Raw genomic sequence first — 16,993 nt, forward strand, 5'->3', positions numbered from 1 at the left:
GCCCTCACGAAATTCACCGCGGACAGCGTCAGAACTGTCGCCGTCACGTTCAGAACCGTAAAGCTGCGGTTGTTCGGATCGTCCGCCAGCCCGGTGTCGACCGTGACGATGTCGCCGATCGCGAAGCCGGCCCATGTCCCGGCCGCCGCACTAATCGTGTCGCCGCCGGCATTTTGCGCAAATGTCATCGATGCGGTGACATTGATGATCTGCGTTGGCGTGTTGCTGCCGAAGGCACGGGTCTTGCCGCCGGAATAATCCGACATCTTCCCGGCATTGCCGACGCCGAAATTCGTCGTAAAGCCGCCGTCGGGAATGACTTGGACGTTTCCACCACCCGGGATTGACGAGGTGGCGGTGCCGCTCTCGCCGCCAAGGAACGTTTCGTCGAAGTAGATCTGGTCGGTGTCGGCGTTGCCGAAGATGCGGGTCAGGTAACCACTTGCAGTCGGGCCGTGCGCGATGACGCCATGCAGGTGCATGACGGTGCCGTAGTTGAGATCGCCGAAATCGAGATTGGCACCGCTCGTCCGGGCGAAGTCGCCGTAGATGTCGACGTTATTGCTGGCCAGGATCTGCGAGTTGATATCCGTCGTAATGTTGTCGGCAATCCGGAGAAGGATCGAGCCGTTGGCTGCGTTGACGAGGCCATGAGCAACCTGCTCGGTCGCGCCCTCGAGGAAGAGTACCGGCCCTGACGCCAGCAGATTGAAGTCTTCGCCCTGCTGGGCGCTCTCGCGGACCGTAAAGCGGACATTGCCGACACCCGCGGTCCCGAGCGACTGCAGCAGCACGACCTGCGCATCGCGCGCGAAGAAGCTGCCCGTGGTCGGCAGGGTCTCGGTCAGATAGATACTGCCGGTAGCCCGCGCCCCGATCGTGCCGTAAGCGTAGGCCTGCGAATCGATTTCCAGGTCGTTATTTCCGTTGGCCTGCGGGTCGGTGATGTCGCCACCCGTGGTCTCGCCAATGTTGCCGCCGTTGGCGAACAGGTTGATCGTGTTCCCGATCACGTTCGCTGAATCATCGCCGCCGACGCCGCCACTGCGGTCCACGAGCGAGCCCGCAACCGACGTGAGTGCGACGTCACCCTTGGTCTGGATGATATCGATCTTCATGTCCCCAGCGGTTTCCGTCAGGAACACGCCATAAGTCCCGGCACCAGCCGGGTCGAACGGCGGTGACAAGTAACTGAACGGCGCCGTATCGGAGGCGATGTCGGTCGCATTGATCACGCCGAGCACGAGGCCGTCGGAATCGACGTTGACCTCGAGGAAATTGCCCGGCGTTCCGATGCCGCCACGGCCGGACTTGTCGTCGGTGTCGCCGATCAGATTATTGCCGGCCGTCATAGTGATGTTGTTTGCCGCGGTGACGTCCGCGGTAGCCAGGATCGGAGAGATGCCGTCATCGAGCGCGTCGATGATCGCCGCCGGCGAGTTCAGCGTCACATTCGCCAAAGTCGAGCGAATCTCGCCAACCCGCAGGTCGCCGGTCTTTTCGGCGATGGTGATATCGCCGTTCGTCAGCACATCGATATGGTGAACATCACCCGGATCGGCGGCCGCACCGCCAACGATCTCGGTGATGCCGTAGACGTTGATGATGTACGGGCTGGCCGAGTTCGCATCCGCCGCCGCGACGATGATGTTCCGCTCCGACGTGATGCCGGCGCGGTAGAGAGCTCCCACACCGTTGAGTGCTCGGATGTCGTAGGTGCTGTCGATATGCGTGGCCCCCGCACCTGCGTTCGCGAACAGGCCCATGTTGAGATCGCCACCGTCGGTGCCATCCGGCGTGTCGAAGAAGGTGTGGTGCAGCTCGCCCGGGAAGCCCGGTCCGCCTGGATAGATGACGTCGACACCGCCGATCTTCCCGGCCGGGGTGCCCGTGTAGGTCACGACGCTGACGTCGGTCTCCTGAACGCTGCCCCTGAGCAGAAGGTCCGCATTGCCCGACGTGTTCACCGCATCGACGATGACATTGTACGTCACGTCTGGATTGGACACGTCCTGTCGCACGTGGTTGGCCGTGTCGCGCAAGCGCGCCTTGACGTCGAGATAGGCGTTCCCCGCAGCGCTCGGAGTGCCGTCGGCAACGACGGTAAATCGCTGAGCCGGCGTGAGCGTATGCGAATTGGTCAGCGCGCCGACCGACGTGATGTCGACGACGGCGCCAGGCCCGTCCTTGAGGACCTGGGCGAGCTGCAGGCTCAGACCATCATCCGACACGATGGCGTAATAGTACTGGCCGCTGACCAGCCCACCGAGCGGGGTCGCCGACTCGTACTTCACCAGTTCTCCCGTAAAGAATTGGTGCTGGCCGAGCGTGATCGAGTTGTCGGCGACGCTGACGCGTGCGCTCAGGAACGCGGTTGGTGCCGGCACGGTCCCGCTGTCGACGACGTCGACATTGATGCGGTTCGCGGAGGTTCCGATATTCCCGTTGTGTGCCTCGAGGTCAAGGATATTGGTCCGGATCAGCGAGCCGGGGTCGCTGTCATTCACGCGATTGTTGGTCGAGAGAATGTCACCGTCAGCAACGGTCACTCGCGTCGTACCGATCGGATTTTCTATCACGCCGTTCAGCGTGATGCTCGGCGGGTCGTCATTGGTATTTTCGATATCGATGAAGGTGGGTGCCACGTCGCGCTTGATGTTGAAATCCAACGTCCGCGATTTCGTGTTCGAGACGTCGACGATCGGATCAACCGTGGTGTTGACCACCTTGATGCCGTTGACGATCAAGTTCTTCTTTGAATTGTTGATGATCTCGACCTTGCTGAAGGTATCGCGGAAGGTCCAGGTGCCGGGGCCGGCGCTGTTCAGGATTGCGCTGTTGTCAACGTTGCCCGTAGCCAGATAGGCCTGACCGGGATCATCGTTGACGATGTTGTCGACCGTGATGTTGTTGCTGCCGTCATAGGCCGGGTCGTCGATATTCTGAGACGCGATGTTCAGCAGATGAAGGTTGACGATCTTGGAGATATTGCCGTTTTCGTCGATCTCCAGCTGCGGCGACTTCCCGGACAGGATCAGCACGTTGGCGCTGAAGTCGATGACAGGTTCGACGTGCCTCTGATTGTCGGGAGAGTCGGACCCGTCGACTGCCAGCGAACGCAGGCTCGTATCGTTGGGTGTGTTGACGTGAATGTCGCCGTTTTCGGCGCTGACGAACAAGGCCAGGTGATTGTACTGGCCGCCGCCGACATCCTTGTCCTCCAGGGCCGGATCGTTCGACGGATCGCGCGGTCCAGCCGTGATCAGCGAGGCGGCCTCCGTCAGAATCTTCGAATTGAGCGTCGTGTGATTGACGGAATCCGCCGAGACGTAGCCGAACAGGCCGGTTGCCCGCGCGAAGGAATCCGCAGTGGTACTGATAACGTCAGGCGGGACAGTGCCGGGGGCGTAGCGCGTGACGAGATCGACGCCTTCGTAGCCGGTAATCGCACCATGATCCTTGAGCGTGACGTCCGCATTCTGGCTCGAATGGACCGTTGCATCGGCCGTTCCGATCGCGACAAGTCCGCCGCCCTCGCCGTCCGCCCGCGCATAGACGTCCAGCTGCGTGATCTTCGCCGCCACGGATACGGTACGCCCCGCAAGCGACGAGGCCACGTCGATGAGCGCCGTGGTATTGCCATTGTTCGTCACATCCGCATCGGCATTTCCGTCGCCGCCGATCCCGACGCCGGTCGCATCTGCGCTCGTATGCTGGAAGGACCGCGACTCCGCCTTCACCACCGCGTTGTTGCCGGCCAGGACGTCGGCACCGCCCTTGATGGATACGGTGGTGTTGTATCCGATGGTGGAGTCCACGCTGGAGACCGCTACGCCGACCAGCCCGCCCGTGATGGTGCGACCGCTGTTATCGGAATTGTTCTGGTCAAATGCAGACAGAATGAAGTTGCGCCCGGCGACCAAATGGCTGCCGGCATCCACATAGGCGTCGCTGGTGACGTTTTGCGTGCTCTTGGACGGGGCGATGCCGATACCGATCAATCCACCGCCCGCGTTCGTGCTGGCAGCGGTCGATGAGGTCGTCGACGAGCTGGTGATTGTGATGTCGTGACCGGCCCGCATCAGGTCAGAATGGACATAGCTTCTGACGGTCGGATCATTGTTGATGGTGGCATTGTTGAACTGGACGCTGACAGCTCCACCGCCGGAGCTGTTCGACTTCGCCGACGAGGTCCCATCGCCAGAAGGCGGCGAAGTCACGTTCAGAGGAACGCCGCCCGGCCCGGTCAATTTCTGACCGCCGCCGATATCGCCGGTCGACGTAATATCGAGTCTCAGGAACTGCGCACCTGCACCGGTGCCAAGGTCGATCGCTTCGTGGCCGATTTGATGATTGTTCGTTGCCAGCGGCTGCGCCGCCAGCGTCAATGCCGGCCCGCCCTGGGTGAGCGACAGTCCAAACGTAGTGGCGTCGTTTAATCCGTCCTTGATGACGAACAACGTCTTGCCGTCGAGGCTTACGCCATCTCCGGTCATCGGCAAGTCGTTGACCTTGATCAGGCTCTGGATCGTGCTGTTGCCAATCGTCTTGGTGAACGCGCCGTTGGTGACCTGATTTGACACGGTGAGCTTGAGCGTCGTTCCGCTGACCCCGCCCGCGGCAATCGTATAAGTGCCGTTGTTGTCGCCCGCCCCCCTGATCGTGATCTGCTGGCCTGCCAGGAATCCGTGGTCAGCCCAATTGTACCCAGCCGCCGTAATGGTATCCCCGCCGGCATTCTTGGCGAACGTGAGACCGAGGGTCGGATCGCCCGCAATTGCGATCTTGCTGCTGTTCACCGTCGTCGAGACGTTGGAGACGGCAGCAACGGTGTTGAACTCCGTCAGCGTCAGGGTGTTCGCGCTGACACCGTTGGCGGCGATATGATAGGTGTGAGAATTATTACCCCCGCCGCCGATAATCGTGATCGTCTGCCCGCCCTGGAACCCACGATCGAACCAGTTTTGCCCGGCGCCCGGCGCGGTATGGAATGTGATCGTGTCGCCGCCGCCATGCTGCGCGAAGTCGAGATTGGCAGTCGCGGTCGCGCCGAGCTGGATCGTATCGGTCCCGGTGCCACCGGGATTCAGTATGAGATAGGTCTGGCCGTTCTGCAGTCCCTCGATGACCTTCGCCGGTCCGTTTAAGGCCGTCGCGCTGTACCTGACGGAATTGTTGAGGCCGAAGTGCGGGTCGGCGACGACACCCGTCGACGGATCGACGAACTGTATGTTGTCCTTGCTCGTGTCGGCAGTGAGCGTGGCAACGTTGTTGATGTCGCCGAGCAATGGGTCGTGGTAGCTCGTCAGGCTGCCGTCGACATCGACCTGCCGGGTATTGAACGTGAGCGACGGCGGCGCGTGATAGGTGACGGCCTCGCCATTCGTGAAGCTGTTTGCCAACGAAATCTCGTTGCCAGTGATCGTGGGCGTGAACGTGGTGAGATGCAGCCCGCCGCTCGGATCGTAGTCAAGTAGCTTGATGCGGTTCGCATCGAGCGCCAGCACCCAATAGGTGCTGCCATCAGCCAATCCGTCGACGGACGTGGACGGATGGTCGGGATCCGTACCCTTGGTGTAGATGACCTTCTCGCCGGTCTTCAGGTTGTGCGGCGCATCGAACGTGATGATGTCCGTGGCGGGATCGATCGACGTCGCGCCGTTGAAGATGGCGCCGAGGGAAACATGGTCCTGGTCATCAACGATGACATTGTATTCACGGTACTCCTTGTCGTTCGGTGCCGGCAGCCCTGTGCCAACGGTACCCTGCAGGCCACCGACGGCTGCCTGGTTGTTGTTGTCGTAGGCAACGACGTCACCGTCGCTCAGGCCGTGGTTCGTGACCGTCAGCGAGTTGGATCCGTCATCACTGTGGGTGATGAGGTAATCCGGCACTTGACCGAAATTCGGCTCCGCAAGAGCGGTAACAGCGATATTTCCGAGTGGACCGGCTTCGGTCTTCGCCGACTGGATATAGGCCGTCACCGCAGGAACCACCGAGGTGTCCGACTGGGAGCCGCCAATCACGATACCGCCCACCGCGACACCCTTGGTCACGGCGTCGCCCTCCGGATGCTCGGTTGCGGAGACCGTGATGTTGGAACTCGCACTGATGACGCCGGTGGTATCGATATAGGCCTGCACGACCGGCTTGATCGTCGCGTTCGAGTAGTTGAAGCCGGCCGCGAAAAGACCGCCGGTGACGGACTGCGACTTCGCACTGGCGACATCGCTCGACTCGGCCGTGACGTCGAGCGTCGAGGCGCCCGCGGTCTCCGACGGCCCCTTCACTTCGCCGTCGAGATGAGCCTTGATCTTTCCTTCCGTATGCGCACCGGAGATCGTGATGCCGATACCGGCCACGCCGCCGGCAATACCCGCGGCGTCCGCCACGGCATTGCTGTTGCCATCCGCGGTCAGCTTGACGATTCCAGTGTTGTCGATGTCCATGCCGGAACCGACGGACGCCGTGATGGTCGGGCTATCCGTGGCGTCCGCGACGGCGCCTGATATTCCAATGCCGCCCAAGGCCGCAGTGAAGGAGGTCGCAGTTGCGCCGTAGCCATCCGGCCGCGTGACCTGGGCTTGAATGGTCAGGTTCTTCCCGACGAAGGTGCCGTCGTTGCCATTGCCGAGCGTGGCCGTCACGGTCGGCTCCAGGTCCGCGATCGCGAATGCCGCACCGCCGGCGAACGCGCCCGTAGCGTCGCCTTCGGCCGTCGCGTCGACATTGCCCTTGAAGGTGGCCGAAATCAGCGATTCACCCGTGACCTTGATGTCGGCGCTGCCGACGATCGCGCTGACATTCGGCTTAACGGTCATGAAGCCGAAGTTGATAGTGGCGCCAGCTGCGACGCCGCCCGCAACGCCGAGAGTGTGGACGGTGCCGATGACTTCGGAATCAGCCGACACGGTGAGATTACCGACGGTTTCCGACTGACCGATCTGGACGTCATCGCCGATCGAAGACGAGGTTGAACCATTCACGGTTCCCTGGGTGAAGCTGGCGCCCACACCGACCGCGCCAACCGAGATACCACCCACGTTGAGGACGAGATTCTGCTTGCTGTAGGACGTTACGGATACGGCGTCCGCCTTGACGATCGTGGAGCCGTCGCCGATCGAGGCGCTGCTCGTGCTGTCATCGTTGACGATTGAAACCGCTGCACCAATGCCGACGAGTCCACCCGAGAAGGCGAAAGCCGTTATCGGCAGATTTTCGTCCAGGTGGGAACGCACAGTGATGGCGCCGTCGGCCGAGAGCGTGCCGCCGGCCGATGCCGTGACGTTCGAGTGGACATTGCGAACGCTGACACCCGCACCGGCACCAACGACGCCAACGGCCACGCTGCCTGTTACCGTCGTCAAATGCAGTTCTTCCGTCGCCTGCACGTCAATGGCGCCGCCGGCGGTGACCGAGGTGCTGCCGCCCTCAATGATCGCGGACGTACCGCTGGGAGGCGGAGTTGTGAGCTTGGCCTGGGCCTTGTCGCTGAGCTTGCTGGACGTGATATTGCTTTGGGCGCTGTCGGTGGCGGTGCTGATGCGGCTCCCGGACTTACCCTGCTGGTTCACGTGACTGTTGTCCATGGTGTCCGAACCCATGGACGTGCTCTTGTCCGCGTTGTCCTGGGCATCCTGGTCCGCGGTGATCGTCTTGTCGCCAGCGTCCACCGTGCCGTCGTTGTTGGTGTCTTGCTGCTTCTCCAGAACATTCCGGCTCGTATCGGTCGCGCCGGCGTTGCTCCCATCGTCGATCCGGCTGTCCTTGTTCCGGCTGTCCTGGTTTTGGTAGGTCGAGTTCAGCGAGGAACCGATGTTCCACACCGAGACCGCGCCGGCGGCTCCCACGAATCCACCGGCCGCGCTGATGACCACGGAGTCAATGGACTTGTAGGCAACAGCGTTGACCTGGACGTCATGCAAAGCATGAACGTCGGCGCCCGAGGCGATGCTGGCGCTGGTGTCGTTGTTCAGGACACCGACGTCGATCGAGCCTGCCGCACCGACAAATCCGCCGGCCGCCGCAACGACGACCGCTTGCACCGTCGCCTTGTCGCTGGCGTCGACGAAGACGTCCTGCCGGAGGTCGGCGGGGTCGGACAAACCATCATAATTCTTATTGATGAAGCCATTCCCGATCCGGGCGTCGGTCTCCGCTTCGATGACGGTTACGGCCACCGTCACCGACACTCCGACGAAGCCGCCGGATCCGGCGATCGCCAGTTGGAATACGTCTTCGGTGGAACGCGCATCAAGAAGCACGCCGTGGGCTTCCACCGTGTTGAAATCGTGCAGGCCGTCGAGGTCACCGGACCGAATGTCGAATTCGCCGGTGCCGCCGCCAAGGGCCGTGACATCCGCGCCATCGGCGATGAAGGCTTCGGTGTCCTTCGAGATCACCATGACGCCGACACCCGCGCCGACGCCCACAAAGCCGGCGCCCAGGCCACCGCTGATGACGGTGACCTTGGTGTCGTCGTTGGCCCGCAGGACGACGTCGCCGCCGGCCCGCACCTTGCCTGCAACGGAAGCCGTCGTCTCGCCATTCAGCGACAGAACGTTCACGCCAGCCCCGACGCCGACGAATCCGCCCCCAAGGCCGACGCCGACCAGCAGCACTTTCTCGCTGGCATCCGCTATGACGTGCACATCGTCCTTCGCGGTGACGTCGGCCGCACCGATCCATGCCTTCGTTTTATTGTCGGTAACGGTGACATCGACGGCGGGAGAAACACCAACGGTTCCAACGGAGACGGCGGCGGCGGCGGCGGTATGACGGAAATCGTTGGCCGCCACAACGGTCACGGACTGACCGCCGGCCGGATCGACCGTGTCCTTGTTGATTTTCGCACCATCGGAAATAAAGGCGTTCGTGGTCGCGTTGATGACGTTCACCGAAACCGCGATGCCGATCGCAGCGGTCCCCGAGGCCGATACGCCGATCGAGTAGCTTTCGATGTCGTCGTTGTTCGTCGCGGCAACGATCACGCCGCCGGTAGCCTGTTTTGCGACGCTCAGATGGACATTCCGGCCCAAATCGTCGTCGCTGACCGCAACATTGCTGCCGTCGGTATTCTTGACGCTGGAGCCGCCATCGCCGCTGCCGATGGGGGTCGGCGGATTGATTTCGCCAGAATTCTTGAGATCGCTCTCGCTTGCGCCCGCGGAGTTCTTGGCTTCGATGCCAGGCGCGTTCGAATCATACTGAACGATCGTCTTGGTCAGGGTTCCCGTGAGCCCTTTGTTCGAGGTAAGGACGATGTGATCGTCGAACACGCTGTCGATCGTGAAGTCGCCGTTATTTCCGCCAGCACCCGAAATATTGATCGTCTGGCCCGCTGTAAAATGATCATGGGCCGCGAAGCTAACGCCGTCGCTACGCGTGATCGTATCGTGCGTGCCGTCATTACCGAAGGTGACGCTGATCTCGCCGGAATTGACGCTGTCGTATTTGGACTGTGCCGATGCGTTGGAAGCGTTGAGATCGAACCCGCCCGTCGGCGCATCCAGGAGGCTGTGGCCCTCGCCCGTCACTCTTGCGCCAGCCCCGATGAAGGCTTCCGTGGTCTTGTTGGAAACCGTCACGCCGGCTGCGGCCGTGATTGCGGCGGTGCCGGAGAAGGACGCAGCGCCGATCACCTTGTCGAGCTCGGACGTGTCGTTTGCCCACACGCGAACGGTGCCACGTGCATAGACATTGCCCTCACCTGCCGAGAGAGTGGCTTCGGTGGGATCGTCGCCGATGAAGGCGCGGGTATGATTGGTAATCACGTGCACGCTGACGTCCGCCGTCACCGCGACCGAGCCGGAAAGCGTCAGGCCTGCGGCCACCGAGGTGATATCTTCCGACACCAGCGCCGTCACATCGATGTCGCCATCGGCGGTCGCGGTGACGCCCGAATCGATATAGGCCGTTGTCGTCTTGTCCATCTTGGTCACGTCGACGCCAACGCCGACGCCGACCGATCCCGACATCGCAAGCGAACCGGCCACCGTGATGATGGTGGTATCATCGCTGGCGTGGACCCAAATGTCCGGCGTGCTGGCGCCCGGTGAGGTGGCGTCGATCACGGCGCCGCGGCCGATGCGCGCGGTGGTGGTCTCGTCCAGAACGTTGATCGTTGCCGCGCCCGAAACGGCAACGCTGCTGCCGCCGCTGCCGGCAGCCGTGATGCCGATCAGATCCTCGCTGGACAATGCGCTGATGCGCAAGCCATCGCCGCCGTGCGCGTGCACTACGACGTGGTTGCCGGCATAGGCCTCGACGACGTCGGTGTGAACCAGCGTTTCGTCGCCCGCACCTACGCCGACGCTGTTGCCGCCGCCGATCGCGGCCGCGATGATTTTGAGCGTGGCTGCGCCATGGGCCGAAATGGTGACGTTTCCGCCGGCGGTGACGATGGTGTTACCGTCCAGCGTGTCGTCCGCGATATATGCGCGCGTGCCGGTATTGACGATATGGATCCCGAACGTCGCCCCGATGCCGACTGATCCCGCGCCGATTCCCGCATTCGCCGCAACCGATATGATGTCTTCCGTCGATTCGGCGGTGATGGAGACATCGCCCGAAACGTTCACATCAGCGCCGACGCCGATATAGGCTCGCGTGTCCTTCGTGATAAACGAGAAATCAAGGCCCGCGCCGACGCCGACGCCATCGAGCGACACTGCGACGCTGCCGGCGATCGAAGTCCAATGATAGGTATCCGTCGCGCTTACGACGAGAGACCCCGCCGAGGCTCCGCTCCCGCTCTTTCCTGTAACCGAGCTGCCGTTTTCGACGCTTGCTTGCGTGGTGGTGGTGATCACTCCGATCGATACCGATCCCGCAACGGCAGCGCTGCCACCGCCGCCGGCAGCAGAGATGGCCGCCGCACCGAGACTGATGCCGGGGTCGTCGATCTGCTTGTTGACGCTGTCGGGAAGATCGATGACACCGATCATATTGATCGTATGGGTCGCCGAGACGCTCACCGCCCCGTCCGCATGGACGATCGCACCACTGGCATCGCCATCGGGCGTGCCGATGCTGGCGATCGTGTTCGAACCGCCAGCGCCGGTACCGATGATATCAAGCGCAATGGCGCCACCCACCACGTCGCCGCCGGTCGAGAATGCAACGGTAGCGGCGATCGCCTGCAGCCCCATGTTGTGCTCGGCGGTCACGGTCACGCCGCCGGTGGACTCCAGATCCGATCCGTCAAGCGCTTCCGCCCTGGTATCGACATCGATCACGTTCAGCGCGAATACGCCGGCGATCGACGGGTCGTTCGACTTGTTGCCGCTGGCTGCAAAGGCCGTCGCGACAAAATCGTTACGTTCGGCGTTCGTGGTGACCGCCTCGATAGTGATGCCATTGCCCGTGATGACGGAGCCTGTATCCACCGTTGCAGTATTGGCGAGAGACACGAAGTTGAGCGCCACCCCGGCCGAAACGCTGGTACCCGAACTGTCGCTGAGATTGACGGACAGACCATCGGCCTGGGCCTTGCTGTCGACGCTCGCGCGCGCCGCGATCGTCACCGCCCCGGCACCAGTCAGGTCGGCTCCGTTGGTGACGGTCGCGGCATTCGTCAATTTCACGATATTGATCGCAACGGCAGCCGCGACGCCGACACCGCCGCCCCCGGAACCGGACTCGGAACTCGCGGAAGAATTGCCGCTGTTGGTGTTGCCGCTGGCGGACTCCATGGACCGGTTGCCGCCGTTGTTCTGCGTATTCGAGTTGTTATTGGTGCTGCTGTTGGCTTGAGAATCCGCATCGTCGCCGGAGGAATCCCCACCGCCCGCGCTGGCATGCGCTTCCAGCGAATCGACGATGGTCAGATCCGCGATGAGCGAGACGGCACCGCCCGTTGAATGAAGACTGCGGGCCACATGCGCCTTGTTGTCATCGGTGACGTAATTTACACCGACCGAGGCGCCGACCGCGGCGTCGTCGCCTTCGGCCTTCGAGCTCACCTTGGTCTCGATGATGTTCGAGTGCGTTGCGGTAACGCTGTCGAGGCCTGCTGTGTTCAACGTGGCGCCGGTACCGATCTCAGCGGTCGTGTCCGCGTCGGAGATGGCCACCGCGATCGCCGCGCCGACGCCCGTGCTTCCCTTGGCACCATTGCTCGCCTCGGTCGAGGTGCGATGCCGGCCGGTGGCGGCGACATCGAGGCTATCGGCGGTTCCGCCGCTGATGTCGGCGCCATCGGTGATCTGGGCCGTGGTGTCGTTGAAGTTCATATTGAGCGCGAAGGATGCGCCTACGCCGACGCTGCCGCCGACGGCGCCATCACCCGCGGGGTCCGCCTTGGCCGTATTGTCGGAAGTCGATTGCGCGTGCACGATCACGGCGCCAACTGACGTGCCGCCGTCCAGGCCATCGGCGAGCACGACGTCACCCGTAACTTCCGCCAGGGTCACAACGGCGGCACGATTGATCGCCGCGGACCCTGCAACGCCGACGTCGTCGCTACCGGCGCCCGAGACCGAGCTCGCGTATATGCTATGCGTGGCTTCGGTCAGCGTGTCGTCGTGCGTGGCGTCGTCGTCGGACGTCAGCTTGATCGCCTTGCCGGCCAGGGCGTCGTCGCGCGAAGCGGCAAGCTGGACACGGGTGTCATCCAGCGCGATGACGTAATAGGTATGCCCGTCCGTCAGCCCACCGATCGGACTGCCGGCGCCCTTGTGATAAACGACTTCATCACCCGTCCTCAGCCCGTGCGCGTCGTTGGTCTGGATGACGCGCATGTTATTCGGGTCAGGGTCGAATCGAACCTTGCTGCTATCCAGGGGGTTCTCGATTTCGCCGACCAGCGGCACGTTGATATACGTGCCGAAGCTATGATCACTGCCCGCGCCAGGTCCGGTCAGATCGACGAGCCCCGTTGCACCACCCAGCTTCGCGTCAGCTTCATTGTCGTACAGCTTTATCTTGCCGCCGCCTGCGTCGAATACGAAATACTCCTTGCCGTCGACCAGGCCGCCGACCACGGTACCACCACTTCCCTTGTGATACTTGACCTTCTGGCCTGTGGTCAGGCCGTGGCCGGTTCCGAGGAAGATCGTATCGTCGGAATCGTCGACGATCTTGATCGTCCCCGTCTGGAGATCGATGGCGCGATCGAGCATCAGGGCCTCGACCACCAACCCGTCGGCGGCCGTCACTGTGCCTGCGACCCGCGCCGTGTTCTTGGCATCGACGGAGTTGACCGATACGGCGGCGCCGACTGCGGCCGAGCCGCCCTCGGCCGCCCTGCCGTCCGCCTCGGCAGAGCCGTTGATATTGCTTCCGGACCTGACCGTCAGCGCGCCGCCGGACGAAATCGTCACGCCGGCCGGGAGTTCGGATCGAGCTTCGCTATCCACGATGTTGATGGCGATCGCCGCCGCGACCGCGATGCTGTCGCCGCCGCTATCGCTGCTGGACGACGTCTTGGCCTCCGCCTTCTTGTCGGTGCCGGAACCTGTCGCACCGCTCTTGCTGGCACGATCGTTGGCGGCGCCGCGCTTGCTGTCGCCCTTGGCCTGCGCATCCTCGCCGTCATCGGAAGCGCCGCTGGCGCTCGCCTTGGCGAAGGTGCTCGTCCTTCCAATCGAACCGGAAATGAATGCTGCTGAGCCCGCGGCCGCGATATCCCGCAGCGTGGTCGCGATCACGGTGTCCTTCTCATAGGCAAACGCAAGTGACGCGCCTACCGCCGCGCTGCTGCCGGCCGCCTCGCCGTCCGCCAGCGTCGTGACTGAACCAATGTGCAAGGCGGTCGCCGATAGAGCGCCCGATAGGGTGAGTTGGGTACCCGTGCCAATACGCGCTTCGGTGTCGTAGGTCGCAACCGAGACCGCCGCGATCGGCGTTACGGCCGTGCCACCGGTGGCGCCGCCCTTGGCGTCCGTTTCCATCACATGCTTGGATTCCGCATCCAAGGTCAGATTATTGGCATTGTCCAGCGTCGCGCCGTCCGCCAGCAGGGCATTCGTATCATTATCGGCAATGTTGATCGCCACCGAAGCCCCGACGCCGGTTGCGTCACCGCTGCCGTCGACCGTCGCCTTCGCCGAGGCCGTGCTCGTTGTGCTCGATTCCGCAATGAGAATGACATTGGCGCCGTTGACCTGCACCGCGCCATCAACCTTGGCGTAAACGTTGAGCACCGCGACGTTGAGGGCCAGCGAGCCGGCTACGCCGAGACTGCTCCCTCCCCCGGCGCCGGAAGTCGCATCCGCCTCGACCTTGCTATCCGGTATCAGGGCGGTGACGTTAACATCCGTGCCATCGACGTTGGCCGTTCCGGCGAGCATTGCCGTTACCGTCGGCGTCACGACATTGATGGCGACGGCAGCACCCACCGCTGTCGCTCCCGAATCGGTTTTGCTCGAGCCGTCCGCAGTGGTGACGACATCGACCTTGCCGCTGGCGGTGAGATCAAGGTTCCCTGCCGAAGCCGCGACCGACCCGCCCGTGATACTGGCCGTGGTGTCCCCGGTAAGGACCGACACGGCAACTGCGGCCGCAAACGTCACGCTACCTTCGTCTGTACTCGCCTGATCGCTTGTATCTCCGTCGTCGTTGGGATCAGCGAGACGCTTCTCGGATTCGTTGTCGTCGCCCGCACTCTCCGTAGCGCCCCCCGCGGTCGCCCGGGCCAGCGTTGTGGCAGTACGGTCGCTGGTGGCGGAGATCGCGATGCTCGCCGCTTCGATGGTGCCGTTCGTGACACTTGCCGCGGTGTCGCCGGTGAACAAAGTAAAGGCAACCGTGGCCCCCGCATCGCCCAACGACCCATCAGCGGTTGTGGTCACGTTTATGGTGTTCGTCGCTTTCAACTCCACCGTTCCGACCGCGTCAATGTTGCCGCCGGAGACCGTCAAAGACGGGTCGCTGTGCAGTATGGTGGTGGCGATTGCCGCGTCGGAATCGGAGCTGGAGGAGCCGTTCGGGACGATGGTATTGCTCACCGTGATATCCGACTTTGCCTCCGCGGTCAGATTTCCCGTGAGGTTGATGTCGGCGGTATCGCCAATCTTGATCTCGGGCGTGTTGAACACGGTGACAACGACTGCCGCTACGGTGGCTCCAGGATCGCTGGCGGTCGCAGTGATGTCGGTGTGAATCTTGGCCTCGAGATTGGCATCCTTTGCCGTAATGGATGCTGTTCCCTTCACGTCGACGAGCGCGCCCGATATGCTGAGCACGGCGGTGCCGGAGAGGCTGCCACTGAAGTACGTGTCGCCATTCTCGACGAAGGTGGCGTCGGAGTGGGCCAGCAGCGCCACGGTACCGCCCGTCGCGGTGAGGCTCGAACTATCAAGCGTGACTTCGCTTTTCGCGTCGGCCAACAATCCCTGGAACAATCCCCCCGTGCTTTTGGCATCGGCCTTCAAAGTGATGTTGGTCGCGTTAATGGCCGAGTCATGATCGATCGTGATCTTCGAGTCCGAGACGAGTTCAAACGAGCCCCCTGCATCCGTGATCTGCAGGCCGCTTGCGTCGTTTACGATATCGGACGAGCTGTGGAGCGAAAAATCATGACCGGTAAATGTGCCGCCATTGCCGGTCATCACAACCTGGTCGTTGGCAAGCGGGATCGGAAGCGTAACGCCAATCAGCGAACCCAGGTCGATGTCCTTGCCGCCGGCAAAATCGATGTTGATCTTGTTGCCGGTAAACTTCGTGTTGAGCACGGAAAGGCTGTCGGTGTCGATCGTGACCTTGTCGCCGACGAAATCGATCAGGCTGAGTTTGTCATTGAACACGCCGAGATCGTCGCGCTTGATATTGACGGTCAGATCGTCGGCTGTCGTGATCTGCTTCGAAGCGGCAATCCCCGTGTCACCGGTCCCATCCAACCCGGTCCCATGGAGGTTCCAAAACACGTCGCCACTGCCGTTAGCCTCGGCCTTGAGCACAAAGGTCGTTGACGTCAGAGTTGCAACGTAATTGCTGATGTCACTTGCATTGGTGATGCCGCCCGGGATGCTGCCAGGAGCGCCATAAGTCAAATCGGCCGAGAGCAGCAGGCGCGGCTCTATCGCTTCCAGCGTGAAGTTCTGCCGCCGCGGCTTTGCGGCCGGCTTTGCCGCGCCGCCCCAGCGCCGCCGTTTACTGTCGCGCCCCGGGAGGATCTCGCGAATGACCTTGTCGAGAAGGGTTTCAAACGCGGAGCGTTTGTGAGCTTCCTTGTTCCAGCGCCGGGCTATACCCATCGTGGTGCTCCATCAAAAAATGGACCGAAACGGCTTGCCGCATTGACGAACGCAAAGACAGCTCAAGCAAATACGCGCTTGAGATAGGGACGCTAGCAGTGTCTGTCGGGGAGAACTCGACTGTCTGCGCCGGTAACGGCACGCGACAGAAGGGGAGCTGAATGCCAACCCTCTAAGGTGCTAAAGTCTTTGTTCATTGCAGCGCCTCCTTCGAACGACGAGTTGGCGGCGTAAATAAATTTTATGGTACCTTAAATCGACCTTAACTGCGAAATTATGACACGGCCGCAGACCGCCCACAAGCGTTTTGGCCCCTTCAGCGATCATCGGTTATTTGCGAGATCGGCTCCTATGAGTTTACTCCGCGGTCAGCGGGAGTGCGCTGCCCGCGCGTTGAAAATACGGCTCTTTTCCACTCAGTAATCGTGTGTTCTCAACAGCATGGACTCGTTCTAGCCGTGTTTAAAATCGTGAGCATCCGCGATTTAAAACGCGTTACTATTCGCAGCGGCACGATATCAATAGTTGTAAAACATGGCCGATACCACGAAACGAGTGCGTGCGTTATTTAGTGGCATTGTCGAATTGCCGCCTATTTTGCGATTGCTCGATCTCAAGCCCGGAACGGCGTTTGAAGCCCAATCGCGCAGCGAGACTACTGTGCCGAAGATCGCCCTGTCGCGAGCGGCGTCACCACCTCGTCATCGAAGATGGTTGCGTGTCTGTGCTTGGGCATACGGCAACCTGAAAGTGGGCCTCCCCAAACGCGGTATCCCCATCAGCATGGCCGGGACCGC

General features: G+C 62.1%; 1 protein-coding gene (running past one end of the window). It reads right to left on the reverse strand.

The features are described 5' to 3' along the window. Window positions 1-16,196, reverse strand: the 5' portion of a protein-coding gene (locus tag OC450_RS29010; protein WP_315986402.1) for an LEPR-XLL domain-containing protein. 12,391 nt of this gene lie to the left of the window's left edge; the window shows 16,196 of its 28,587 coding nt (coding positions 1-16,196); its start codon is at window positions 16,194-16,196; its stop codon lies off the left edge, out of view. Window positions 16,197-16,993: the final 797 nt, after the last annotated feature.

The organism is Bradyrhizobium sp. Bra78 (assembly GCF_024519855.1).
GTDB lineage: Bacteria > Pseudomonadota > Alphaproteobacteria > Rhizobiales > Xanthobacteraceae > Bradyrhizobium > Bradyrhizobium japonicum_G.